Consider the following 25,403-nt stretch of genomic DNA (forward strand, 5'->3'; position numbering starts at 1 on the left):
GTAATGGCGCACTATAGCCAAGCACATTAGACTCCAAGATTATTATCAAAGCAAAATGAAGAAGAATCTAATCCCAATGATTGCCATATTGCCAGTTGGCATACTTGCTTATATGTACAACCTGATAAGCCTTCTTTTGCTTGCAGTGATTGCAATTAGCCTGGCAGTATTGCTATTAGCAGGTATAATAAAGGCTTTTCGCTCTGAACTTAATGCAAGGTGGTTGCGAGTGCCTTTGCTCATAACCGCTGTATGTGCAGCTGGAATTGTCATCGGACTGTTCCGCCCCCTGGAGCCTGCCGTGGTAAACTCCGGCAATGTGAGTGACAAGCTAGCTTACGCCTACAATACTGACCAGGCTGACCGAATGACCATTAGAGCATATCTCGGCTTTCTCAACGACAGCATGGCTAAGCGAGACAGTATCAGGCTGGAGCAAGTCGGTGAGCTTTACAGGAATAGCCAGATCAGTAAGCCAATGGATAAGTTTTATGCCGCTTTTATCTTCCACCACAGCAATCATAGCTCACTCTTCGAAATAGCACAGAAACTGGCTGGTGAAGCTGCTTCTGAAAGCGAGCTAAAGAGTGACTACGTGGTGCAATGGTTAGCTAAAGCAACATACGACAGGTGGATGGTCTCTTTAGGGAAGCCACAGAAATACGGAACCCAGGATAAATTTAGTGTGAGTGTAGAATAGCTACAGTAATAAGGAGGAGTAGTCTTTTTACCAATACATCCTCCTAAAACTAAGAATATCGTTGCCTAATCATCTCTAAACAATAGTTCTATCACCGTTTAGTTTAGTCTATTAAGTAAATCAAAACCTAAGTACAACTATAAAATATCAAATAATATCAGCGAGTATGCAGAATCCCGAGTACACAAAATATGGCTTACACGGCAAACTAACAGCACAACAAGGCAAAGGCGACGAACTGGCTGCTATCCTGTTGCAGGCATCCGAACTTCTTAAAACTGCGAAAGGCTGCCACTTATATGTGATAAGCAAAGATCATCAAAACGCTGATACTGTGTGGATTTACGAAGTCTGGGATTCGAAAGAGGATCATGACAACTCATTGCAGCTTACAGGTGTAAGAGAATTAATAGGCAAAGCTATCCCGATTTTGGCCGGACAGCCTGAAAAAGGCGTAGAATTTACTGTGCTTGGCGGCACAGGCTTAAACTAACAAACCCCTGCGGCAATGAACCACAATTACTTTTTAAGCATACTTTTTATACTCTCCTTCTGCCTGGGACTGGTGGGTGCATACTTTAAAATAATGCTTTGGCCGGGCTCCGACTCCATTCTTCTTTCTGCCATCGGTATCTGGATCGTATTTATCCTGCTTGCTTTGCAGGAGATCATTAGCTCTACCCACATCAATAAGTCAGAGAAAATAATGTGGGCCTTCGGGATGCTGATGATGAGCGGTATAGTTGGTGTTGTTTACATGCTGGTAGGCCGCAAACGCATTGTTGGTAACTTATAAACACTCATCTATAATTTATGCCTGACAATTACCTCGAAGTAAACCGCGAACTCTGGAATACCCGGACCTTAACGCACATCCATTCCGAATTTTACGATGTAGCCACGTTTAAAGCCGGCCGCAACTCACTGAACGACATAGAACTGGCGCTGCTGGGCAATGTATCAGGCAAAAAGATACTGCACCTGCAATGCCATTTTGGACAAGACACACTGTCGCTGGCGCGCATGGGTGCTATAGTTACCGGCGTCGATCTTTCGGAAGTGGCTATAGAGAAGGCAAGAGGACTGGCTACAGAGCTTAACCTGAATGCCCGTTTTATCTGCTGCAATGTGCTGGAACTAGATAAGTACCTAGAGGAGCAATTTGATATTGTTTTCTGCTCGTATGGCGTTATTGGCTGGCACCCCGACATGAACGCCTTCGCAACTATAGTTAACAAGTTTTTGAAGCCAGGTGGCACATTTTACCTGGTAGAGTTTCATCCTTTTATCTGGATGTATGATAATAACCAGGAACATATTCTGTACTCGTACTTTAATGACGGGCCTATAGTTGAGGTGGAAGAAGGAACCTATGCTGATAAGGATGCTCCTATCAAAAACAACTCTTATACCTGGAACCACCCACTCAGCGATGTAATTGGTTCGCTTTTAAAGAATGGCCTTACATTAACCAACTTCCAGGAATACGATTACTCGCCTTACAACATTTTCAAAGACATGACCCAGGATGGCAACAAATATCGCCTGAAGGAAGGAAAATCACCGCTCGTTTACGCGGTAGAAGTCGTAAAGAAATAACAAAGCTATAGTTGTGATCAGCCTGAAAGCAGATCAACGAAAAGGGCAGAAGCTATAAACTCCTGCCCTTGACTTTTTAACCTTCTAACTTTCTAACTCTAAAAGTCGTCTTCCTCTTCTTCTCCAAATTTTGGCATGGTAAACATGCCGCTCAGCAGGTCTTTAAACTGTAACCCGGTGCTTAAACGGCTCTTGCTTAGCTGACTGTGTTCGGCCAATCCATGAAGGGCAAATTCCATCATAAAAAGCTTTTCGTCGCCTTTGGCTTTGGGTTGCTGCTTCTCTATAAGCTCCGTTAAACCGGGTATGCTTTGCAGGTTTTTCTTGTAATCCGAGGCAGGCGCGTCGTTCAAAATATCTATCGTATTTCCGTCGCCAAACCAGTCGGTTATCTTTTTATAGACATTGCCGTCTTTTGCTTTCTTAGCCTTATCCGGATCCGGGAAATACTTCAGAAACTGTGTACGGATCGCTTTGCCCATCAGCACTTGTGCCACGTGCCCGGCTCCCTCCTGCTCGCCTTCGTAAACCAGTTCTACCTTACCTGTTACCGAAGGTATCGTATTCAGGAAATCAGACACCCGCACATAGGTCGTTTTTTCGCCATTCAGCAAAGCACGACGCTCAGCTGCACTTAGCAGATTTTCGAAAGCCGATATTGTAAGTCGTGCCGACACGCCGCTTTTAGGATCTACATATTCGCTTTCACGAGCTTCAAAAGCAACCTGCTCAATCAGGTCGCCGATAATGTCGTTGGTTTTTACCAGCTCACTCTGCCCCTCTTTAACCCTGGCTTCCTGCAACGTAATTTTCTTACCGGTCTCAATTGTTTTAGGGTAGTGCGTGATGATCTGCGAATCGATACGGTCTTTGAGCGGCGTAACGATAGAGCCACGGTTGGTATAATCTTCAGGGTTGGCCGTGAACACAAACTGTATATCGAGCGGCATACGCACCTTAAAACCTCGGATCTGGATATCACCTTCCTGCAGAATATTGAACAACGAAACCTGAATACGCGCCTGCAGATCGGGTAACTCGTTTATCACGAAAATGCCTCGATGCGAGCGCGGTATCAGCCCAAAATGGATCACACGTTCATCAGAATATGGCAGTTTCATAGTTGCCGCTTTTATCGGGTCGGCATCACCAATCAAGTCGGCAACCGACACATCGGGTGTAGCCAGTTTTTCGGTATAACGGTCGTTGCGGTGCAGCCAGCTAACTGGTGTATCGTCGCCGTGTTCATGGATCAGGTCTTTGGCATAACGCGAGAGTGGCTGCAACGGGTCGTCGTTCAGTTCCGATCCTTGTACCACCGGGATGTACTCATCCAGCAGGTCAATCATCTGGCGGGCAATCCGGGTTTTGGCCTGCCCGCGCAAACCCAACAGGTTAATGTGGTGCATGGAAAGTATAGCCCGCTGCATATCCGGAATTACCGTTTCCTCATATCCCCAAATGCCAGGAAAAACGTCTTCTTTGTTCTGCAGCTTTTCGATAAGGCTGCGGCGCAGTTCCTGCTTCACCGATTGCGGTTCGTAGCCGGTTGCTTTCAGTTGCCCCAGTGTTTTTATTTTCAGTAAGTTCTCTGCTGGTATGTCTTTATAGTTCATTCTTTTATAGTTGAATGGCACTTGAATTGTTTAATTGATGGACGGTTCTTTTATCTGAATCAGGATTTACAGAATTAAAGGATTAGCAGGATTTAAACTTTCTTACCTTTTAACTTCACTAACTCTATAACTCTCTAACTCCTAAACTTTAGAAGCTTTTCTTTCGGTTTTGGCCGTAGTCGCGGAACACGAGGTGGCCGAGGCCTTTCAGCGAACTATAGTAGGCCTGCCCGTTATTCACTTTTGTAAATTCATCTACGAACTGCTGCAGGTATGGGTCTGATGCGATCATAAAGGTGGTGATCGGAATCTTCAGGCGACGGCATTGTGCAGCCAGATTCAGTGTTTTATTGACCACTTTCCTGTCCAGGCCAAAGCTGTTCTTATAGTAGTTCAAGCCTATTTTGAGGCAGGTTGGTTTCCCGTCGGTTATCATAAATATCTGCTTGTTCGGTGTCTTTCGTTTCCGCAGAATATCCATGGCCAACTCTAAACCGGCAACTGTGTTTGTGTGGTAAGGACCAACTTCCAGGTAAGGCAAATCCTTCACTTCTATTTGCCAGGCATCGTTCCCGAAAACTATAATATCCAGTGTGTCTTTCGGATATTTTTGTTTGATGAGTTCGGCGAGCGCCATCGCAACTTTTTTGGCTGGTGTAATGCGGTCTTCGCCATACAGGATCATGGAGTGCGAAATGTCGATCATCAGCACCGTAGATGCCTGTGTTTTATGCTCGGTTTCCGTTACTTCCAGGTCCTGCTCGGTTAGCCTGAACTCGCCAAGTCCATGATTTACCTGCGCATTCCGGATAGATTCTGTCATGGAGATTTGCTCCAGGGCATCTCCAAAACGGTATTCACGCTGGTCGGTACTTGCTTCTTCGCCAATGCCGGTATGTGGCGTAGCATGGCTGCCTTGTCCTCCTTTCTTAAGCTTTCCGAAAATCTCTTCAAGGGCGCTGCGTCGTATGCCCTGCTCGCTTTTAGCAGTTAAGCTAAAGCTTCCACGCTCCTGCGGATTCTCATCCAGATACCCTTTCTTTTTCAGGTCTTCTATAAAATCGCCGATGCCATATTCATCGCTTGTCAGGTTATATTGTTTATCTAAGGAGCTGAGCCAGGCAAGTGCTTCGGCCACATCGCCGGAGCTTATAGTTACCAACTGCAGGAAAATCTTAAGCAGCGTTTCAAAGGTCGGCTTTTCATCTTCCGGCGGAATAAATTCTGCAAATCTGTACCCTAAAGCCATAGTTGTAAAATGTATATGTAGTATAACAACGGAATGTATCTAATGTTCTGTATACGAGTTTTATCTCCTCATTATGGCGCGAGCGTCTTCGCTCGTGACCAACTATAGTTGGGCCTCTGGCTCGTTAATACCCATTCTTTAAGTAGCTTTCTGCTATAAGTAGGTTCCCACAAGAGTTTTAACTCTACAAAATCAAAGTGGCCGGAGGCCACCCGATACTAAAACACGAGCGAAGACGCTCGCGCAATACCTTTTACGTAAACCAGGTAAAACAAAAAAGGCAGGCTGCTGATGCAACCTGCCTTTTTCTATAATTTAACAGTTGGGTTAGTAAGCTATCCAGCGGAACTTGTATTCTAGTTCAGGAACTTTCATGCGGTCAGCTACACGCTTTAAACGGGCTGGCAATGCCATTACATAATCGCGGGCACGCTCACCGGCTTCGTTCAGGCCAGTTAATGTTTCGATCTTCCACTCTTTAATCAGGCCGTCCAGGATATCGGTATAGTCTGCTGAAGTGTAAACTCCTAAACGCTGGGCCGCATCTGTAAAGTGACCAAATGTTTTACCAAGATCAACACCAAGCTCACGCATATAGTGAGCAGGCATCACGATTTTTTTACGCATCATGTCTTCAAAAGCCAGCATCATTTCGTTTGCGTCGGCTTCAAAAATCTTACCCACAAATGCTTTGTATGCTTTTGCGTGGCGCGCTTCGTCGGAAGCAACATGGCCGCAAAGTTTTGCCAGCACGTTATCGCCTTCTTTTTTAGCCAGCTGCGCTACACGGCGGTGCGAAATATTGGTTGCTGTCTCCTGGAAAGAGGTATAAACAAACGAACGGTAAGGATCATTGTCTGTCATCAGGTCGAAACCATCTGCGATCAGGTATTGCGTAGACGCTTCCATTTCGCGCATGTTAATACGGCCACTCAGGTACAGGTAACGGTTCAGCACATCGCCATGACGGTTCTCTTCAGCCGTCCAGGCACGGTTCCAGCGCATCCATGGTCCGTTCGGGTCCTGCGGTAAACCATCAATAGTCATCAGCCAGCTTTCGTAAGTAGGAAGTGCTTCTTCTGTTATGGTATCTCCTACCAACACAGCAAGCAGGTCATAAGAAAGATCGCTCGCACGTTCGCGAAGAAGTTTGATCTCACTCAGGAAATTATCAAGCGTAGCGTCCGGTAAAAGGTCTGCCGGTTGCCAGCTTTCTTCTACAGTTTTAAGAAGTTCAGTGATCTTTTCACTGACAAAATCTTCCATCCATTTTATTACTTCTACTCTTGAGGCGACTGCTGATATCATGTTTTGGTGCTTATATTAAAGATCAAATATACTGATTAATGCGAAAAAATGGCAAGCGAGTTAACAATTAGTTAATCAGGTAGTAAGCTTACCTTTTGCCTCTATCTAAGAGTCTACGAAAAAAATGAAAAGTGTTTAACGTAGAAAACCCATAAAAAATAGAACAGTATATATAATCTTTTAATTCCTTGATTTTTATTTCCCATACCTAAGCCTGAGGTAAAGATCTCTTACGGCGTTCAGCTTTATTTGCTTGTTATTCAGTATACTGATCAGGTTGTAAACGATGCCCGGTCGTGCTATCTGTTCCCGTAACAGCTTCAGAAATTGTGCTGTTTCTGTAAAATGATTAGTAAGGTAAGCGTGTCGGGTTTCGTACTGCAACCGTTTTATTAGAGCGCTTTTTTCTGATGGCTTTTTTACCAGCATAGCCGCTTTTTCGCACACCCTGATAGTTGACTGCAACATCCGGCCCTCCGAACTATAGAATTTCTGCGACAACGAATGCTGATGTAAGCGGCGTTTTGTAGTTACTTCGGGCAAGTACTTATAGTTCCAATTGCGGGCGGAGCGAACCCAGAAATCAAAGTCCTCATACGCCAGTGTTTCATCGTAGCCATTTAGCTCTTCCAGAACTTTCCGGCGCATCATCATCGTGGGCGGGCAAATAAAATAGCGGCCTACTACTTCCGAAAAAACATTGCCATCCGGAGCTGCCTTAAACTTCTGGCTGTGGTAGTGCAGGTGCTCCGAATTATCATTTATATACGCAGCATCTGAATAAACTACACCGCATGATTGATCTGACTTCATAAAAGCTTCCACCTGTTTTTCCACTCTATCAGGTAGCAGGACATCATCCGTCGCGAAATCAATTACAAACTCCCCTTTGGAAGCACGCCAGCCCATATTAAAAGCTTTGCAGTTGCCCACATTTTTGCCAGTGCTGATAAACCTAAATTGAGGATATTTTTGGATGTATTCCTGTATGATTGCAGGGCTGTTATCCGTACTCATATCATCAACCACAATCAGCTCCAGGTTTAGATATGTCTGTGCCACCACCGAGTCCAGTGCTTCTTTTAGAAACCGTTCGTGGTTATAGCAAAGGCAGATGATAGTAACGAGGGGTTGCGGCATAACTATAGTTTACAGCTTGCTAAATTAAGGATTTATAGTTAGTTGTTTTATAGTTGGTGTAATGTGATGATGTGTAGAGATGTTGTTTGCAATAGTGCTATAGTTCCTATCTGTCATTTCGAACAAAGTGAGAAATCTATCTCAGCTTTTAGCTAACTATAGTTAAAACTGGAACCAAGGCTTCTTTCTATAGCCACTACCAATCCTAAGAGCTCTACTCACCTATCGTTTCAATTTAGCTTTGGTGCCCTCACGGCCGGGAGGCCCCGTCTTCTGGCATCGCGCTGCGCGAATCTCTTTTGCTCCTATCGTCGCAATGGCTGCGCCACCAGATATTCACAAGGCGCTCAACCCAAAGACTGAGAAATTTGGCATAGCTATATTTTGTCTATAGTTGGAGCTGGTAAGCTTCGAACTTTTATCGTGGTTGTAGTTTCAAAGGGACAGGTGAACCTGTCCTTTTAGAGGTGTAACTATAGCTATGGGAGTAATTGTCCCCTTGAGGGGACTATAGGGGTGTTAAGACCTCAACTATAAAACTACAACCTAAACTACAACTATAGTCGAAATTCCCCTCTCGGGAGGGGTAGTGGTGGGTTAAAACGCGAACTATAAAACTATAGCCTTAACTATAGCAATAACGGAAAAGCTCCCCGCCTTAGATAATGAGGGGGTTGGGGGTGGTTGGATTACGCCAGCTATAGAGCTATAGCAACTACTACTACAATTCTTGTCCCTGCCGGGCCAGTTGAGTTACAAACTCAACACCATAGTTAGACGCGGGTTGCAAACCCGCGCCAGCATCAACTATACAACTATACCCCCTCAACTATTTCCCCAATTAAACCAGTAATTCTGCCTCTCTGCCGATTTTTATTTATAGTTGGTCTAAAGCAATTTTATGCTGAGATTCTCTTTTGTATATTCACCTTGACTAACTATACTTTCCTGTTCAAAATCAGTACTAACATGAAGAAACCACTACCCCTGAACATAGGCGGCTGGAAGAAAAACCTGCTTCTGCTATGCTCGCTGGGCTTGTTACTGGAGCCAACGATGGCCCAGGAGGCAGCCAAACCTAAAAAAGCCGACACTAAAAAAGAGGAGAAAAAAGATCTTCCCCTGGAAGGTGCCCGCAAAATAAACATCAACACTTCCGAAGGCTCATGGCTGGCATTGGATGTGAGTCCGGATGGCAAGCAGATCATTTTCGATATGCTCGGCGACCTGTACCTGCTGCCTATAACAGGAGGTAAAGCAACACAGCTTACTGACGGAATGGCTTTCGATACACAGGCGCGTTTCAGCCCGGATGGTAAGTCTATTGTGTTTGTTTCGGATAGAGATGGCTCGGACAACGTTTGGACGATGGAGCTGGCAACCAAAAAACCAAAGCAGATCAGTAAAAGCAAGAACGAAAATTTCTTCTCTGCCGAGTGGACGCCGGATGGTGAATACCTGGTAGCTTCTAAAGGCCGTCGTAACCTGAAACTGCACCTTTACCATAAAGACGGCGGCACAGGTATACAGCTTATCAATAAGCCTGAAACCATGAAAACGGTGGAACCGGCTTTCGGCAAAGATGGCCGCTACATCTGGTTCTCACAGCGTAACGGAGCCTGGAACTATAACGCCCAGTTACCGCAGTACCAGCTGGCCACGTTCGACCGTCAGACTGGTGAGATCAGCAGCAAATCATCACGCTATGGATCTGCCTTTACTCCTACCCTTTCTCCGGATGGAACCTGGCTGGTGTATGGTACACGCCATAACAACCAAACTGGTCTAGTTGCCCAGAACCTGAAAACCGGCGAAGAAAAATGGCTGGCTTACCCGGTACAACGCGACGAGCAGGAATCTATAGCGCCGCTTGGTGTGTTGCCTGCCATGTCGTTCACGCCGGATAGTAAGGAGCTTATCGCGTCTTACGGCGGTAAAATCCACAGAATTCCTGTGGCTGGCGGCCCTGCTTTGGAAATTCCTTTCCAGGTAAACACCGAGATCGCAGTTGGCCCGCAGCTGGACTTCAAATACCCGATCAAGGATGATAAAATGATGACCGTAACACAACTACGTGACGCAGCTGTGTCGCCGGATGGAAAACGTGTTGCATTTACTGCCCTTGACAGGCTTTATGTAATGGATTTACCGAACGGTACACCAAAACGCTTAACGGATCAGGACTTTACACAGGCACAGCCAACGTGGTCTCCGGATGGTAAAACACTAGCTTACGTTACCTGGCACGAGAAAAACGGTGGCGCTATTTATAAAACAAGCGCGAACGGCAAAGGCAAACCAACTAAACTGACTCAGGAAAATGCTGTGTTCCAGGAGCCGGTATTTACACCGAACGGAGAGCGTATTGTATTTGCGAAAGGTTCTGCACAGTCTTACAGAGAAGATCCGGGACCGGGTGCATTTGATGCCCGCCAGACTATAAACTGGATACCTGCCAAAGGTGGTCAGAGCACGTTTGTTACCAATGCAGGCGTAGGTGCAAACCCGCACTTCGTAAAGGGCGACGACCGTATTTACCTGTTCAACTATTCTGAAGGCCTAATTTCTATCCGTTGGGATGGTACCGACAAAAAATCATACCTAAAAGTAAAAGGTATTACCACGTTTGGAACAGTGAACGGCGATGGCGTGATGGAAGAAATGTGCCACATGCTGCACCAGAACGAACGTGAGCCACAGCAACTGCCTTCAAACGCGACGGTGTTAATAAAAGCACCAGTTGGCGACAAAGCACTGGCACTCATTAACAACGAAATTTATGTAGTAACTATACCGGTTATTGGTGGCGAAACGCCAACTATATCGGTAGCTGATGTGGCTTCGTCGCAGTTCCCGAGCTGGAAATTAACGGAGATCGGCGGACAGTTCCCAAGCTGGTCTGCAGATGGTAAAACTGTTTACTGGTCAATCGGTAATGGTTTCTTTGCTTATAACCTGGATGAAGCCAGAGCGAAGAAAGAGGAAATGGACCTGGCTGCTGAGAAGAAAAAAGATGCACCAGTAGTTAAAGCCGACAGTGCCAATGCCGAAAAAGAAGCTATCGTTATAGAAGGTTACAAGCCGAAAGAAACCAAAATTGCGATACAGGTTCCACGTGATATTCCGCAGGGTATTGTGCTACTGCAGGGTGCACGCATTATTACCATGAACGGCAATGAGGTGATCGAGAACGGCGACATACTGGTAGAGAACAACCGCATTAAAGCTGTTGGTAAATCAGGTTCGTTAACTGTACCGCAGGGTGCTAAAATTGTAGATGTAAAAGGCAAAACTATAACGCCTGGTTTTGTAGATACACACTCGCACATGTGGCCGCGCTGGGGTGTGCATACCAACCAGGTGTGGATGTATGCCGCTAACCTGGCTTACGGTGTAACCACTACCCGCGACCCGCAAACCGGAACAACAGACGTACTTACTTACAGCGACCTGGTAGATGCCGGTAAAATGGTTGGCCCAAGAGTTTACTCAACAGGTCCTGGTGTGGGTTTCTGGTCTTATAACCTGAAGAGCCTGGAGCAGACAAAGAATGTGTTGCGCCAGTACTCTGAATACTATAACACCAAAACTATAAAGATGTACCTGGTGGGTAACCGCCAGCATCGCCAGTGGATCATTATGGCCGCTAAAGAGCAGGGCTTGCTACCAACTACAGAAGGCGGCCTTGATTTTAAACTGAACATGACCCAGGCCATAGATGGTTACCCGGGCCACGAGCACTCTTTCCCGATCTACCCGCTTTACAAAGATGTAGTTGATTTTGTAGCCAAAACTAAAATGGCTTACACTCCTACCCTGCTGGTATCGTATGGCGGACCGTGGGCTGAGAATTACTACTATGCAACAGAGGATGTAGTAGGCGATAAAAAACTGAACTACTTTACGCCTAAGCCGGAGTTAGATGCAAAGGCACGCCGCAGACCAGGTTGGTTCACGAAAGATGAGCACATTTTCTCTCGTCACGCTGAGTTTGTAAATGACTTAGTAAAAGAAGGTGGTCTGGCTGGTATCGGGTCGCATGGCCAGTTACAGGGCCTCGGTTACCACTGGGAAGTATGGTCAGTGCAGTCGGGCGGCATGAGCAACCACGACGCGCTTAAAGTAGCAACTATACTTGGTGCCAGATCGCTTGGTCTGGATGGTGATATCGGGTCTATTGAAAACGGCAAACTGGCTGACCTGGTAATTATGGATAGCAACCCACTGGAAAACATCCGTAACACTAACACGATTAAGTATGTGATGCGCAACGGTCGTCTGTTCGATGCCAGTACGATGGACGAGCTGGCTCCAACTGCCCGCAAAGCACCGGATTTTGACTGGCATAGTGCCATGCCGGTTGGTGTGCCTGGCATAAAGCAATAATATATATCAAGCATTTTTAGTGCAAAAGCCCTTCACCTGAGTGAAGGGCTTTTCTTTTTTGTGAACTCTGGAATATCCTATAACGCCATTCTTAAAACGCATAAAAACAGTTATATAGAAATTTTTTTGTATAACTAAATTGTTATATTTGCTGAGATATAGCCGCCCTAAACTTCCAATAGAAAATAAACTTAACCAGCCGCCAGCCTATGATTGCAACTCTACTCATCCAATTTATACTGCTTATTATTGTACCTGTCCCGAAAGGAACAACCGCGCAACATACACCGGTCCACAACGCGGAGGTATTACGCCACAAAGCAGAAGAGCTATGCGAATTAAGCAAAGCACATTGGTATACTGATCCTAAAAAAGCAGTTGCTTACGGTAAAGAAGCGCTCACGCTTGCTGAAACTATAAACGATCAGCTGCTGATGGCAAAAGCTTACAATAACACAGGGTCGGGCTTTTTTAACCTCGGAGACTATAACACAGCAGCTGAATATTACTATGAGTCTGTAAGACTGCGGGAGGCCTTAGCGGACACGGCAGGCCTTAGTGCCAGTTACAGCAACATCGGCAATATTTACCTGAGCCAGAAAAATTATTACAAAGCCAAAATATACTATACCAAAGCCCTTACCCTGGCAAGCCAGATACAGGATACATTAGTTATGAGCAGGGCGCTTAACAACCTGGGCAATGTGTATGAGCGCGAAGAGAAATTTGATGTAGCCCTCCGTTTTTATCATAAATCGCTTCCGCTAAAAGAAAAGACCAATGATATAAAAGGCATCGTTATCAGCCTCATAAATATTGGCAACACTTATCAGAAACAGGGCAGATATAGCAATGCATTACACTACCTGCAGCGTGGCCTGGCGCTATCAGGTAAAACAAAAAGCTTCCACGACCAAACATATGCTTACCGCGCCCTAGCTGAAACCTACCTTGGCCTGAAAGACTATAAAAAAGCTGAACTATATGGCAAAAAAAGTCTGGATCTAGCTCAAAACACCTATTCTAAAAACGAAGCCAAAACCTCGGCAGAAGTACTGCAGAATATTTACAGGCAAACTAGCGACTTTGAGAAAGCTTACAAATACCTGCATCTTTCGGCAGCTTATAACGACAGCATCAACACCGAAGAAATTACCCGCCAGACCACCAGTTTCCAGGTAAAGTATGAAACAGCGCAGAAAGAAAAAGAAAACCTGAAATTGCTGGCCGAACACGAAAAGCACGAACAGGAAATAGAGCATCAAACGATAGTTCAGTATGCAACCGTCCTACTGCTGATTCTCTCCTTAACAGTTGTTATAGTTGCTTACCTCGGTAACCGCCGTATGAAGCGCCTTAACAAGCTGCTCCAAAGAAAGAATAAAAAAGTAAGTAAATACAGCGAGGATATAAAAAGGAAACGAAACGAACTGGCTGCTCAGGCGCTAATGCTACAACAGCAAAAAGAAGAACTCGAAAACCTGAACCAGTTAAAGGACAAGCTTTTCTCTATAGTTGCTCATGACCTTCGCGGCCCATTGCTGTCGTTAAAATCGTTGCTGCAGGTGCTGGCTATGGGTAAAATTCCGGAAGAGAAGTTTTTACACTTTGCCAAAACCCTGGAAGCTGAGCAGCAGAACACCTTATGGCTGGTTGATAATCTGTTGGTTTGGGCTCGTTCGCAAATGCAGGGCACTTCTGTTAAGCCCGAAGAGATCAGTATTTATAGTTTAGCAGCTAATACCCTGGATCTTCTGGCACCTCAGGCAAAATCAAAGGGTGTGGAGATGCACAACCTGGCCCAGCAGAATTTGCCGGCCTATGCTGACGTTGACATGATACAACTGGTGCTCCGTAACCTGGTATCTAATGCCATTAAATTTTGCAAGGACGGCGACATGATAACGATAGAAACTGAACTTACAGCGGATGATATGCTGCTTGTTGCCGTTCGGGATACAGGTGTAGGTATAAATGCTGAAAAGCTGCCTAAATTATTTGGCTTACGCAGCTACACCAGCCTCGGCACCGCCAAAGAAAAAGGAAGTGGTCTTGGCCTGGCCATGTGCCGCGACTTTGTAGAAAATAACCGGGGGAAGATATGGGTGGAGAGCACCGAGGGTGAAGGCAGTACCTTTAAATTCACGCTGCCGCTTGCCGCCCAAACTATAGCTGTAAATATAGAACTTGCACCTGCTGATGCTAGTTAAAACAAAGCTGCTCTAGTTAAGTATACTCATTTAAACTCCTTTGTATGCTCCGCACCTTTATTCTATACTTAGCACTACTCAGTACATTTGCCTGTAAACAAACCGACAGGGAGGAAGTTCAGGAACAATTTCGTGAGCGGCAACGGGCTGTGCAGGAACGCGCAAGTGAGGTAGAAGGAGATACTAGCAATACTCCTCCGCCCGTACAACAGGCCGATACGTCAGTAACGACTACCGTAACACCTGCTCCATCTACAACTACCGGCGACAAGGTTGTTGCCATAAAAGACGGCGATACGATAGAACTGCTTCGCAACGGGCAAACTATAAAAGTAAGATTATACGGCGTTGATGCTCCTGAGAAAAACCAGGACTTCGGGCAGCGTTCGCGTCAGTTTACCTCTGACCTGGCATTTGGTAAATTTGTGAAGCTGATAGAGCATAACAAAGACCGCTATGGCCGCACCGTCGGTACCATTATTTTGCCTGACGGTCGCAACCTGAACGAGGAACTGGTAAAAGAAGGGCTTGCCTGGCACTATAAAGCATACTCAAAAGACACCCGCCTGGCCAACCTGGAAGCAGATGCACGTCGCCTTAAGCGCGGCCTTTGGGCCAGCCCGAATCCAGTTGCCCCCTGGGATTTCAGGAAGGATAAAAAAGAAACAGCCGCGCAGCAGAAAGCAAAAAAAAAAGCCGACATCCAGAGCGCGCCCTTACCAGCCGGAGCGAACACCAGAAAAGTATTTATCTGTAGTAGTACAGGCTCATCTGTATATCATTACTCCAAAGATTGCTCGGTACTGAAACGCTGCAAAGAACAAGTGCTTACCGCTACAGAGGCCGTAGCGATAAAACAATATGGCCGCCGCGCCGATAAAACCTGCAGCCCAAACTAAAAGCTATAGTTTTACTTTGTGATGAGTTGTGCCGCAACAACTATAGTTACGGCACAAATTTCAGCCTAAAGAATAAGCTATAGTTTACAGCAACCTTTCGTATATATTTGCCCGAACTATAAGATTTATGATTCTCAAAACCCCAGACTTGTTGCACCGCCTGAACTATAAAATAGTTGCCCTGGCTATAGTTTGCAGTACTTTATTTGCCTCCTACCAATCAACAGAAAAACAGCAGGAAGAAGCACCTGTAGCCACTGAACAAACTGCCTCTGCCGACACTACCCAGCGCCGGCCGGCACCTGAATTCTATATTATCCCGAAGGGTATGGAGCGCAAGCGCGTGTGGGTGTGCGATGATAAGGTGTCAGATATTTTTCATGTGAATAACGAATGCGAGATTCTCCGCACCTGTACAGGCACTTTCAGGAATGTATCGTTGCAGCGCGCTATTGAAGAATATGGCCGTTACAATTGTACTGTCTGCGCCAAAGACCTCTCCGATATTTTTGACGAAAATAAGATCCGGTAAAGCAAAAGCCCCTTTCGGGGCTTATTTATTTTTGTTCGTGCAGTACCAGCAACGGCATCTCGGCCTTGTAGGTCAGTCGGTCGGCGAGGCGTTGCGAAAAGAGATCGGCAAAAAAGCCTTTGTTGCGACGTAACACAGCCAGTATGCTTCCGTTTTCCTGCTCGTAATAGGTCTTCAGACCTTCGTCAGCTCTTTTACTTACTACCTCTCTGATGCACATAGTTGTTTCCGGGAAGATGCCACTTACCTCATTCCAGAATTCTTTTGCACGCTCCTTAAGCGCCTCTGTTGATTCCTTTGAAACGTGTACCAGATCTACGCAGGCTCCGAACAGGTTAGCAAAATTTACAACATAGTGTAGTGCTTTAACATCTTCGGGTGTGTAGTCGGTGGCATAAACGATTTTAGTAAATTCGGGAGGCGCTGCAATCCCAGGCACAGCCAACAGCGGAACTTTTACTTCCTCTACCACGGCCTCGGTGTTGCTGCCAATCAGTAACTCTTCCAGGGCATTGCCGCCACCGGTAGTGCCCATTACAATCAGTTCGTACCCTTCTTTTTCCGTCAGGTGCTTTGAGAGATCTATCAGCAGTGCTTCTTTTAAAATATAATCGCAGGTAAAGTTGTTTCCCCGGTTGGCACTGTGCACTTCTTCTATCTGCCTGACCATAGCATTTAACCGCTCACCGGCATCGCGTATCTGCTCGCCCAGTAATTCGCTCGCAACCAGTGCAGTTTCCGACGTATCAACTATAGGCAAGTGTACCACGTGCAGTAACGACAGGTGCGCGCCCGTTTTGCTGGCAATATAAATGGCATAATCTAATGCTTTGGCAGCGGTTTTAGAGAAATCGGTTGGGCAGAGAATCTTTTTCATGAGTTCTGGTTCAGCTTGTGTGTCAGTGATATGCTAAGATTGTAATATAGCAGCAACCCGCCAAATCTGATAAACGGAAAAAACCTGAAAGTGATAACAATCACCATCAGTTATGTACTCTCCGAACGCAATGGTTCATTTATAGTTATTCCTGCTGACCCAGCGCCTTTACTTCTTTCCAGCTCCAGTTATATTTCGGAGCTATAGTTTGGTAGGCTTCGCCGTAATACCGCACTATAGTTTCTTTCAGTTCAGAAACCGGAATGCTTGAACTATAGATCTCGCGCTGGGTCGGGCTGTCATAGGCTTCTTCGCGGTTCAGGCTATCGCCTTGCAGACGCAGCAGCGGCCCGGTTTCAGTTACAGCGTCGCAGGTCCAGGTACGGTCATTTTTTTCCAGAGTATTTAATTTTGCAGCAAGCGGAGCCAGAGGCAGCCGTGGCAAGGTTGGCCGGGAAGCTATATCTACCCAGGTAGTATATTTATATTCCAGCTCGTAGCGGTTATTATCGTAGCAGGCCAGCACAATATCAAACCCCGATGTTCTGCTGAAAAGTGCATAATAATGTACAGGCTCAGGAGTCTCTATAACGATAAGCCCGATCTCGGGGTGGCGGGTAAGCTTGGTAGCGGGGCTATACATGGTGCGGTAGCCGAGCAACACATCTCCTACTTCATCCTCCCAGGCGCCTCGCTCCCAGTCCGGATCTTTTAGAACCTGCTTAAAGCGTGGCAGAAAATATTCGAACTTCTTAACACACTGTATTGCCTCTTTTTCTTCCATGTTGTCAGCGGCAAAAGGTTTGTAAAACAATTCGCGCTCACGGGCATTTATCCAGCAAACAAGCTTTAGGGCTTCGCCAGCCAACGGGTGATTCAGGTCCAGTTCTCTGAAATCGCCGATCAGCGCCATCTGCCGCAAAATCTCCTCGTGCTCCAGAGCCAGTTCCGGGTTCAGCAAACTCCACACGCCTACAAAGCCATCAATATCAAAGTGGTTGGCTGTTACATAAGGCAGTTCCAGGCCGGGAATGTTCTCCCGGATGGCATTCAGAACTATAGCTGCGCTGGTATCGTCGCGTAACGCATCAGGGGTAGGTGCGCCGCGCCAATGCGAAAGTGTGAGTCCGTTCGGGTGGGTGCTGTCTACTACTATAGCTTTTTTATCTTTCAGCTCCGAGAAGGGTATAAACTGCTTTTTGCTCATAACTATAAAGGTCTGAAACAACCGGCACAGAAGCAATAATGAAGTTTATAGTTTAAGCTGATTCATAACTATAAATCACTTCTTCTTGCTCCTCCCGCGGCGGTTGGAGATGCGTTCTAGACGTTTGCCTTTCACCCATTTCAGGTATTTCTGGAGTGGCTCGGCGGTTTGCAAGGCAGGTATCGAGTTGTAGAGTACAGCCAGTTCGCGGTTGGTAAAGGTCAGGTGCAGGGTGCTGTGGCAAGGCTGGCACAGGTCAGCAGTGGCACCGTAGCGGCCGCCTTCTTCCCTCGGAACCAGGTGGTGCCGTGATACCTGCTGCACTTCCCGGCCACACAACTCGCAGTGGTGTTCTTCTTTTTTTCCTGCCATACTATAGGTAGCCCTGATTCTAATTAAACATTAAACTATAGCAGCAGGTTTTCTACACTTCTCCGGAAACTATAGCAGTAACTATAATTCCTTACGTATGATTAATCTGTACATTTGCCGCCCTGATTTGCTTACAAAACTCAAACTATGAAGCTAAATAACGAGCATATAGAAACCGCTGAACCGGATATAGAAGACCATGTGCCTAAAAAAGAGATTCGTGAAGGACTGCTGATCTTTACCCTGGCTGCCATCCAGTTTACCCACATGATGGACTTTGTGATCATGATGCCGCTGGGGCCACAGCTGATGCGCGTGTTCAACATCTCTCCCAGCGAGTTTGGTTTGCTGGTTTCGGCTTATACTTTCAGTGCGGCAGTTGCCGGTTTCCTGAGCGCCCTTTTCATCGACCGCTTCGACAGGAAGCATGCCATGCTGGGTTTATACCTTGGTTTTACGCTGGGTACACTGGCCTGTGCGCTTGCACCTACGTTTGTTATGTTGCTGGTGGCGCGTGTTTTGGCCGGTGCTTTTGGCGGTGTGCTGGGTGCCCTGATTCTGGCAGTGATTGGCGATGCAATTCCGGAGCACCGACGTGGTGCGGCTACAGGTAAAGTAATGGCTGCTTTCTCGGTTGCATCTATAGCAGGCATTCCGGTTGGGCTGTATTTAGCGAGCATATCAAGCTGGCATGCACCCTTTTACCTGCTGGCAGGCTTAAGTTTTATAGTTTTGCTGGCGTCCTTTAAGTTACTGCCTCCAATGCGTGGCCACCTTACCAACGCCGTCAAACAGAACCCTTTCCTGGTTTTAAAAGAGATACTCCAGAAACGAAACCTGCAATGGGCGATGACGCTGATGGTTACGCTAACCATGTCAGGTTTCCTGGTTGTGCCTTTTATCAGTCCGTATATGGTGGCCAATGTTGGCTTTTCTGAAACAGAGTTGAGTTACATTTACCTTTTTGGTGGTATAGCCACCGTGTTTACCTCGCAGTGGGCCGGTCGCCTCGCCGACAAGCATGGCAAGCACAGGGTTTTTATTATTTCAGCTGTCCTTTCTATAGTTCCGATATTATTAATTACTAACCTGCCACCGGTGCCGCATTATGTGGCGCTTATAGTCAGCACGGTTTTCTTTATCTTTTTCGGGGCACGTTTTGTTCCGGCCATGTCGCTTATTACCTCCAGCGTAGAGCCTAAATTGCGTGGTAGTTTTATGAGCATCAATTCATCGGTGCAGCAGCTGAGCGCCGGTACTGCAGCTTTTATTTCCGGATTAATAGTAGCGGAGGGGGCAGATGGCAAATTGCTGTATTTTGGCTGGGATGGCGTGCTGGCCTGCCTGGTTACACTGATTGCGATCTGGGTAGTAAGGCACATTAAAACAGTTGGATAAGAAACACTTTTACAGAACAACTGCGTAAGTAATAGCACTTAAAAACAGCGAAACTATGGCCAAGAAATCATTTAACGAGCTTATCAGTAGCCCCGGCATGCCGGTTTTAGTAGACTTTTACGCCGACTGGTGCGGCCCGTGCAAAACCATGAACCCGGTTATACAGCAGGTAGCCTCAGAGTTTACAGGCAAGCTGAAGGTGATAAAAGTGAACGTAGATAATAACCAGGCTGCCGCTTCTCAGTTCCGCGTGCAGGGTGTGCCAACCTTTATCCTGTTCCATAAAGGCGAAGCCGTCTGGCGCCAGTCTGGTGCCTTGCCTGGCCACCAGTTAGCACAGGTTATTAAAAAATATGTGGCGTGAGGGTCTTAATAACTATAAAAACCATTAAGCCTTTTTGTAACCGGTAAAACCTGTAGCACAACCATAAAAGTAGGATTTAAAACTAACTTCAAGACCTGCATCTTTAAATATAGCTGCTACGTCTCTTGCATCTTGAAATCGCTCCGTATACTGCCAAAGCATTCTGTATTCTCTTGGATTACCAAGCAATAGTTTACCTAATATCGGAATTAGCTTGCCAAGGTAAAATCCATAGAAGAATTGTAACAACTTACTTTCAGGTTTTGATACCTCAATAAAAGAAAACTGCCCGCCTGGCTTTAAAACTCTCTTTGTCTCGGTTGCCAATATTCTAACCTGTGGAAGATCAAAAGTCTTTAACTCAAAAGCGCAAATCGCATAATCAAAACCACTTTCAGGCAGTTGGTTCTGCAGTATATCCTGTTGTATAACACTCACTTCTTTACGAAACTTAACATTATTCTTTCTCTCAGCATGTTTTAACATACCTTCTGAAAAATCAAGTGCTGTAATTTTTGCGTAAGGTAGCTTTTTCTTTGCTGCCTCCCAAGTTTCTCCCATTCCAGTCAACATATCAAGTATCTCAACCTGCGCTTCTGTTGCTTGTATTTCCTGCAAAAACTGTCTTCGCCAACGTATTGAGAACCCGAATGAAGTAATATAATTCACTCGTTCATAAGAACTACTCATTCTATTAAAAAGCCCTTTTACAAATTCCGGTTCGTAGATTCTATCTCTCATTTAAAAGTGATTCCCATTTCCCGGATTCTGCAAAGTATTTAATCGCTTGATTCCGTTTAACTAATAATTCAGTCAGGTATTTTTCAAGTATGAAAGTATCCGCTATTCTACCAATAAACCCTAAGGGTGATTTAAAATTAAATATATCTTTCATCACTACTTTATCACCTTGAGATTCAAAAAAGTGATCATGAACCAAAAAAGTGAACGCACCTTTTATTTGTTCATCTCTAAAATAAAATGGTCTCTTAAAAGCTGTTATTTCAGTTGTCAGTTTCTGTCTAAAGCCAAAATGTGTTGCTTCCCAAGTTACAGATTCACTAATATTTATTAACCCAGAGGTAACACCAGCTACTGCTTGCTCATTGGTTTGTGCTGTGGAAATTATATGTAAATCTATACTTCTGGAAAGATCGAAGCAGATTTCTATATCAGATCTGATGATTGTTTCTAATTCGATTTGAGGCATCTCTTAAATTTCTTCTCTTTACAACTGCAGTGTAAACACGGTTGGTCCGCCGGCTTTGCTTTTAACCCTGATGCTGCCCCCATGCTGCCGCATAATCTGTTTTGACAAGCTCAGCCCGATACCGGAACCTTGTTTTTTAGTGGTATAAAAAGGAATGAACAACCTGTCCAACACATCATCCGGAATACCGGAGCCATTGTCGCGCACTTCTATGCGTACCTTGTACTTGTTGGTATCGTCTGCATAAGCAACTACTTCCACGCTTGGGTCAGTTCGCTGGCTGCAGGCTTCCATGGCGTTTTTCAGCAGGTTTATGAGTACCTGTTCCAGTTGTTCGGGGTCGGCTTCCAGCTTAATATCAGAGGGGGCCAGGTAAGTAGCAAGCTCGACCTTGGCCATTTCAAAGTCGGGCTTCATGAGCGTATGCACATCGCGGAGCAGGTTGTTGATGCTTATCGTATGCAGTTCAGGCAACGGCAGGCGCATCAGGCGTCGGTAGTTCTTCACAAAATGCAGCATGCCCGTAGTGCGCCGTTCTATTGTTTTCAGGCCATCCTGTATATCCTCCAGGGCTTCTTCACTGATCGGTTCCCCAGCCTGGCGTGCTTCCATTTCCTCTTCCAGAATACCATTTACCGTTGATGTGAGCGAGATAACCGGCGTCATAGAGTTCATGATCTCGTGGGTCAGGACGCGAATCATTTTTTGCCAGGTCTGCACTTCTTGTTCTTCCAGCTCGGCCTGTATGTTGTGCAGCGACACGATCTTTATGCTTTTACCCTGCGATACCAGCACCGTAGCATGCACCGACAACAACAGCTGATCGTGATTATGCTTCAGCGTGATTAAAGCTTTTTCGTTATTGCCTATGCGTTGCAGTACTTCCAGCAGTTCTTCGCTAACACGGTCCAGGGTTTTAATGTTGGTAAAATGCGGCTGGTGCAATAACTCTTTGGCTACATGGTTCAGCAGCAGCACATTTCCGTCGGCATCAAACGAGAGTATGCCAATACCAATGTGCTCCACTATAGCCTGCAGGTATAAATAATGCGCCTGCTTATCTGCTTTTATCTTCAGGAAAGAATCGGAAATTTCGTTAAATGCTTTGTAGAGATGGCTGTATGTCTGGTCGCCTGCTTTTTCAGGGAAGCGTTGGGTAAAGTCAGAGTGACGGATAGATTCGAGAAAGCCGGTGATGTCGCGGTTGGTGCGTTCTACAAAATGGATAAGGGAATATAGTTGCATGCACAGCAGCACACCAATACAGAAGGCCGTTATATACCAATCAGTGCGAAAGAGCACAACTATAAGCGCGATCATACTGAGCATAGCCAGGCAAACCTGCAGCAACAGCTTCGCCCTGAATTTATTATAGCCCATGTTTCTCAATTCTGCGGTAGAGGGCAGTTCGGGTTATGCCCAGTTCTTTGGCAGCGTGCGTAATATTACCGGAATGCTTTACAAGTACTTTCTGCACCATCAGTTTTTCGAGTGCTTCCAGCGTATAATCGCCCTCCGATAAGGCCGGGCTATGTGTATGTTCTATCGTATTTGAGGCAGGCGCTCTGTCGTTGCCGGGTGCAAAGTAAAAGTCCTCTTCCTGCAGTTCGTTTCCATCGCAAAGTATAATGGCACGCTCCATGGCATGGTCCAGTTCGCGAATATTGCCGGGCCAGTGGTAAGCGCTAAGGCGGTGTAGTGTCTGGGCATTCATCGTCAGGCCGTCGCGGTTATATTTCTTGCTGTATAGTTGCAGAAAATGCTCGGCCAGCAACTTTATGTCTTCTTTTCGCTCCCGCAGAGGCGGCAATTGTATCTCAACAGTATTGATCCGGTACAGCAAATCCTGGCGGAAAGTGCCTTGTTTCACCATCTCGTAAAGGGGCATGTTGGTAGCACAGATCAGGCGGATATCAATTGGCCGTGGCTTATTGGTGCCAAGCCTGATCACCTGCCGGTTCTGTAACACGGATAACAGCTTTGCCTGCAAAGCCAGCGATAAATTACCGATCTCATCTAAAAACAACGTACCACCATCAGCTGCCTCCATTCTGCCCGTGCGGTCTTCTTTGGCATCTGTAAATGCGCCTTTGGCATGACCAAATAGCTCGCTTTCGAACAGCGTTTCGCTTACCGCACCCAGGTCCACTTTTTCAAAAGCCCTGGTTGCTCTCTTTGATTTCTGGTATAATGCCCGCGCTGCCACTTCCTTACCTGTTCCGTTTTCTCCTAATATTAGCACATTGGCATCAGTGGCAGCTACTTTATCTATTGTTTGATATACACGCTGCATTGCCGGCGACACCCCGATAAACTCACCATAATGGAACGTTGAATACACCGTTGATTTAGGAGCACTAACTATAGTTCGGTCAAGGATCTGCTGACAGGCAGTTTTAAGGATGGCTACCAGTTTTTCGTTTCGCCAGGGTTTCAGTACAAAATCGGACGCGCCTTCTTTTAGGGCCCGCACCGCCAGTTCTATATCACCATAAGCTGTCATCAGAATAACTGTTACGGCCGGGTTAAGCTGCTTTATCTGCTTGAGCCAATGCAGCCCTTCTTTACTGCTGGTGGCGCCGGCGCTATAGTTCATATCCAGTAACACCAGATCGATGGGCGATGCGGCAAGTATGGCTGGGATCTGGTAGGGGTCGGATGTCGTTTTTACCGATGCAAAATGTTGTTTCAGCAGTAGCCGGCCGGCAGTTAAGATATCTTCTTCATCATCTACAATTAGTACGTGGCAGGCTATTTTACTCATAGTTTGTGGGGTAGTATACTCTATTGAATATACTAATGTAAGTCTTTTTTATGCAAAAAATCAAACTGTCTGCACGGCTTTGGCTAAGCTCTGCCCTCTGTTTCCGGCAGTTCCCCATGTGCGTTTTCCCGGAGTGTCCGGTTGCAGACAGTGCACTGTTCGTTTGCGAACACTCTAAACATAGCACCATCACTATAAATAGCCTTAAAACCCTGAATACAAGTATATTACCCAAAGTGGCACATATATTGACTAACCCAAAACACAAGAACACAATTGCCTGTAACTATGGATCGCGTAATAGAGAAAAAAAAGTACACGCCTAAGAAAATAGCCCTTATAGCCGCCGTTACGCTGGTGCTGGTAATAGTAATTTACAATCTTCTTTTCGCAGAGCATACCTCTAAACTAAATGTAGAAGCACAGCGCATCACTATAGGCAATGTGCAGGAAGGCACTTTTCAGGAGTTTATTGCAGTAGATGGTTCTGTGGACCCGTTAAAGACATTTTTCCTGGATATTACGGAAGGTGGGCGCGTAGAGAAAATCTATACAGATGACGGTAAGATGGTAGAGAAAGGCGATACGATCCTGAAGCTTTCCAACACCACGCTCCAGATCGACTTTATGACCCGCGAAACGCAACTATACGATCTGATGAACGAGCGCCAGAACTCTGAAATTCTGATGAAGCAGGACCAGATACGTAAGATGAACGAGCTGGCTGAAATAGACTATAACCTGACAACAGCTGAGCGCACTTACAACCGCAACAAAATGCTGATAGCTGAAGGTGCTATCTCAAAAGAAGAATACGAAGCATCGAAAGATAACTACCAGTACCTTAAGCACCGCAAGGAGCTTGGAGAACGCTCCGTAAGACAGGATGCTAAACTGATGGACGACCGCCTGCGTCAGTTGGACGAATCGATAAACAGAATGCAGGCTAACATTAACATGGCCCGCAACACCCTGAACAACCTGTATGTACTGGCTCCTTTTACAGGACAATTATCTACTTTAAAAGCTGAAGTGGGCGAGAGCATAGCCGCTGGCGAGAACATTGGCCAGGTAGATGACCTGAATGGCTATAAAGTAAAAGCAAACATAGACGAACACTACATTTCAAGAGTTTACCCGGGCCTGGATGGCAGTTTTGATTTTAATGGCAAGACCTACAAAGTAAAAGTTGCCAAGGTTTTCCCGGAAGTACAGAACAATACATTTCAGGTGGATATGGAATTTGCGGGAGGTACACCTGAAGGCATACGACGTGGACAGACACTGCAGCTGAAACTAAACCTGAACGATGGCGGCAAAGCGATACTTTTACCACGCGGCGGCTTCTACCAAAGCACTGGTGGCAACTGGGTTTTTGTAGTTGATAAGTCAGGTAGCTTTGCCGAAAAACGAACTATAAAACTAGGCCGCCAGAATCCGAATCATTACGAAGTAATAGAAGGCCTGAAGCCCGGCGAAAAGGTCATCGTTTCATCCTATGACAGCTACGGAGACATTGACCGACTGGAACTGAAATAGATTGCTGATTGCTGATTGTGAGGACCGGAAAAA

22 protein-coding genes are annotated in these 25,403 nt (G+C 45.9%); 11 read left to right on the plus strand and 11 right to left on the minus strand.

Annotation, left to right across the window (positions count from 1 at the left end):
- The first annotated feature begins 55 nt into the window (after window positions 1-55).
- The 4 genes from KYK27_RS11395 to KYK27_RS11410 all read left to right on the plus strand — a co-directional run bounded on the left by KYK27_RS11395 (window position 56) and on the right by KYK27_RS11410 (window position 2,299).
- Window positions 56-700 carry a hypothetical protein gene (locus KYK27_RS11395; protein ID WP_199110119.1) on the plus strand — a complete coding sequence of 215 codons (645 nt, stop codon included), beginning with the start codon at window positions 56-58 and terminating at the stop codon, window positions 698-700.
- 166 nt (window positions 701-866) lie between these two features.
- The gene (locus KYK27_RS11400; RefSeq protein ID WP_199110120.1) at window positions 867-1,193 is read left to right on the plus strand and encodes a putative quinol monooxygenase; all 327 of its coding nucleotides are present in this window, start codon (window positions 867-869) and stop codon (window positions 1,191-1,193) included.
- A 15-nt stretch (window positions 1,194-1,208) separates the two neighbouring features.
- The gene (locus KYK27_RS11405; RefSeq protein ID WP_199110121.1) at window positions 1,209-1,496 is read left to right on the plus strand and encodes a hypothetical protein; all 288 of its coding nucleotides are present in this window, start codon (window positions 1,209-1,211) and stop codon (window positions 1,494-1,496) included.
- Window positions 1,497-1,513: 17 nt separating this feature from the next.
- Entirely contained in the window at window positions 1,514-2,299 is a 786-nt protein-coding gene (locus KYK27_RS11410; protein WP_199110122.1) for a class I SAM-dependent methyltransferase, read from the plus strand.
- Between the two features lie 98 nt (window positions 2,300-2,397).
- On the opposite strand, the gene KYK27_RS11415 is transcribed toward KYK27_RS11410, so the two are convergent.
- The 4 genes from KYK27_RS11415 to KYK27_RS11430 form a co-directional block, all read right to left on the minus strand.
- Window positions 2,398-3,915, minus strand: a complete 1,518-nt coding sequence (locus KYK27_RS11415; protein ID WP_199110123.1) for a sigma 54-interacting transcriptional regulator — start codon at window positions 3,913-3,915, stop codon at window positions 2,398-2,400.
- Window positions 3,916-4,063: 148 nt separating this feature from the next.
- Window positions 4,064-5,164, minus strand: coding sequence for a vWA domain-containing protein (locus KYK27_RS11420; protein ID WP_162425618.1), 1,101 nt, complete (start codon window positions 5,162-5,164; stop codon window positions 4,064-4,066).
- A 327-nt stretch (window positions 5,165-5,491) separates the two neighbouring features.
- The gene (locus tag KYK27_RS11425) at window positions 5,492-6,472 is read right to left on the minus strand and encodes an acyl-ACP desaturase (RefSeq protein ID WP_199110124.1); all 981 of its coding nucleotides are present in this window, start codon (window positions 6,470-6,472) and stop codon (window positions 5,492-5,494) included.
- A 195-nt stretch (window positions 6,473-6,667) separates the two neighbouring features.
- Window positions 6,668-7,612 carry a glycosyltransferase family 2 protein gene (locus KYK27_RS11430; RefSeq protein WP_199110125.1) on the minus strand — a complete coding sequence of 315 codons (945 nt, stop codon included), beginning with the start codon at window positions 7,610-7,612 and terminating at the stop codon, window positions 6,668-6,670.
- A 969-nt stretch (window positions 7,613-8,581) separates the two neighbouring features.
- Between KYK27_RS11430 and KYK27_RS11435 the strand changes: the two genes are divergently transcribed.
- The 4 genes from KYK27_RS11435 (at window position 8,582) to KYK27_RS11450 (ending at window position 15,639) form a co-directional block, all read left to right on the plus strand.
- Window positions 8,582-11,998: an amidohydrolase family protein gene (locus tag KYK27_RS11435; protein ID WP_233150385.1), complete on the plus strand. Its 3,417-nt coding sequence runs from the start codon at window positions 8,582-8,584 to the stop codon at window positions 11,996-11,998.
- Between the two features lie 209 nt (window positions 11,999-12,207).
- On the plus strand, window positions 12,208-14,208 hold the full coding sequence (locus KYK27_RS11440; protein ID WP_199110126.1) for a tetratricopeptide repeat-containing sensor histidine kinase: 2,001 nt from the start codon (window positions 12,208-12,210) through the stop codon (window positions 14,206-14,208).
- 44 nt (window positions 14,209-14,252) lie between these two features.
- Window positions 14,253-15,107: a thermonuclease family protein gene (locus tag KYK27_RS11445; protein WP_199110127.1), complete on the plus strand. Its 855-nt coding sequence runs from the start codon at window positions 14,253-14,255 to the stop codon at window positions 15,105-15,107.
- Between the two features lie 127 nt (window positions 15,108-15,234).
- Complete coding sequence (locus KYK27_RS11450) at window positions 15,235-15,639, plus strand: hypothetical protein (RefSeq protein ID WP_199110128.1); 405 nt, start codon at window positions 15,235-15,237, stop codon at window positions 15,637-15,639.
- Between the two features lie 25 nt (window positions 15,640-15,664).
- On the opposite strand, the gene KYK27_RS11455 is transcribed toward KYK27_RS11450, so the two are convergent.
- The 3 genes from KYK27_RS11455 to KYK27_RS11465 all read right to left on the minus strand — a co-directional run bounded on the left by KYK27_RS11455 (window position 15,665) and on the right by KYK27_RS11465 (window position 18,095).
- Complete coding sequence (locus tag KYK27_RS11455) at window positions 15,665-16,516, minus strand: universal stress protein (protein ID WP_199110129.1); 852 nt, start codon at window positions 16,514-16,516, stop codon at window positions 15,665-15,667.
- Window positions 16,517-16,661: 145 nt separating this feature from the next.
- Window positions 16,662-17,723 (minus strand): DUF6687 family protein, encoded by a 1,062-nt coding sequence (locus tag KYK27_RS11460; RefSeq protein WP_199110130.1) that lies wholly within the window; start codon window positions 17,721-17,723, stop codon window positions 16,662-16,664.
- 75 nt (window positions 17,724-17,798) lie between these two features.
- Complete coding sequence (locus tag KYK27_RS11465) at window positions 17,799-18,095, minus strand: HNH endonuclease (protein WP_199110131.1); 297 nt, start codon at window positions 18,093-18,095, stop codon at window positions 17,799-17,801.
- A gap of 147 nt (window positions 18,096-18,242) precedes the next feature.
- Here KYK27_RS11465 and KYK27_RS11470 point away from each other — a divergent pair, with 147 nt between their 5' ends.
- Together KYK27_RS11470 and trxA are read left to right on the plus strand one after the other, a co-directional pair.
- Complete coding sequence (locus KYK27_RS11470; protein WP_199110132.1) at window positions 18,243-19,493, plus strand: MFS transporter; 1,251 nt, start codon at window positions 18,243-18,245, stop codon at window positions 19,491-19,493.
- A gap of 55 nt (window positions 19,494-19,548) precedes the next feature.
- A complete protein-coding gene (gene trxA / locus KYK27_RS11475; RefSeq protein WP_199110133.1) occupies window positions 19,549-19,857 on the plus strand; it encodes a thioredoxin in 309 nt (102 codons plus the stop codon).
- A 24-nt stretch (window positions 19,858-19,881) separates the two neighbouring features.
- On the opposite strand, the gene KYK27_RS11480 is transcribed toward trxA, so the two are convergent.
- Genes KYK27_RS11480 through KYK27_RS11495 form a run of 4 tightly spaced genes read right to left on the minus strand, consistent with a single transcriptional unit; the run spans window position 19,882 to window position 23,831 of the window.
- Window positions 19,882-20,598 carry a class I SAM-dependent methyltransferase gene (locus tag KYK27_RS11480; protein WP_233150386.1) on the minus strand — a complete coding sequence of 239 codons (717 nt, stop codon included), beginning with the start codon at window positions 20,596-20,598 and terminating at the stop codon, window positions 19,882-19,884.
- A complete protein-coding gene (locus KYK27_RS11485) occupies window positions 20,588-21,067 on the minus strand; it encodes an SRPBCC family protein (protein ID WP_199110134.1) in 480 nt (159 codons plus the stop codon). The genes KYK27_RS11480 and KYK27_RS11485 overlap by 11 nt, the downstream gene beginning before the upstream one ends.
- A gap of 18 nt (window positions 21,068-21,085) precedes the next feature.
- On the minus strand, window positions 21,086-22,447 hold the full coding sequence (locus KYK27_RS11490; RefSeq protein ID WP_233150387.1) for a sensor histidine kinase: 1,362 nt from the start codon (window positions 22,445-22,447) through the stop codon (window positions 21,086-21,088).
- On the minus strand, window positions 22,437-23,831 hold the full coding sequence (locus tag KYK27_RS11495; protein ID WP_199110135.1) for a sigma-54-dependent transcriptional regulator: 1,395 nt from the start codon (window positions 23,829-23,831) through the stop codon (window positions 22,437-22,439). Before KYK27_RS11495 ends, KYK27_RS11490 begins: the two co-directional genes overlap by 11 nt.
- Window positions 23,832-24,119: 288 nt before the next feature.
- On the opposite strand from KYK27_RS11495, the gene KYK27_RS11500 reads away from it, so the two are divergent.
- Entirely contained in the window at window positions 24,120-25,370 is a 1,251-nt protein-coding gene (locus KYK27_RS11500) for an efflux RND transporter periplasmic adaptor subunit (RefSeq protein WP_199110136.1), read from the plus strand.
- The last annotated feature ends 33 nt before the right edge of the window (window positions 25,371-25,403 follow it).

It is taken from the genome of Pontibacter populi (assembly GCF_019336435.1).
In the GTDB taxonomy this organism is placed as follows: Bacteria; Bacteroidota; Bacteroidia; order Cytophagales; family Hymenobacteraceae; genus Pontibacter; species Pontibacter humidus.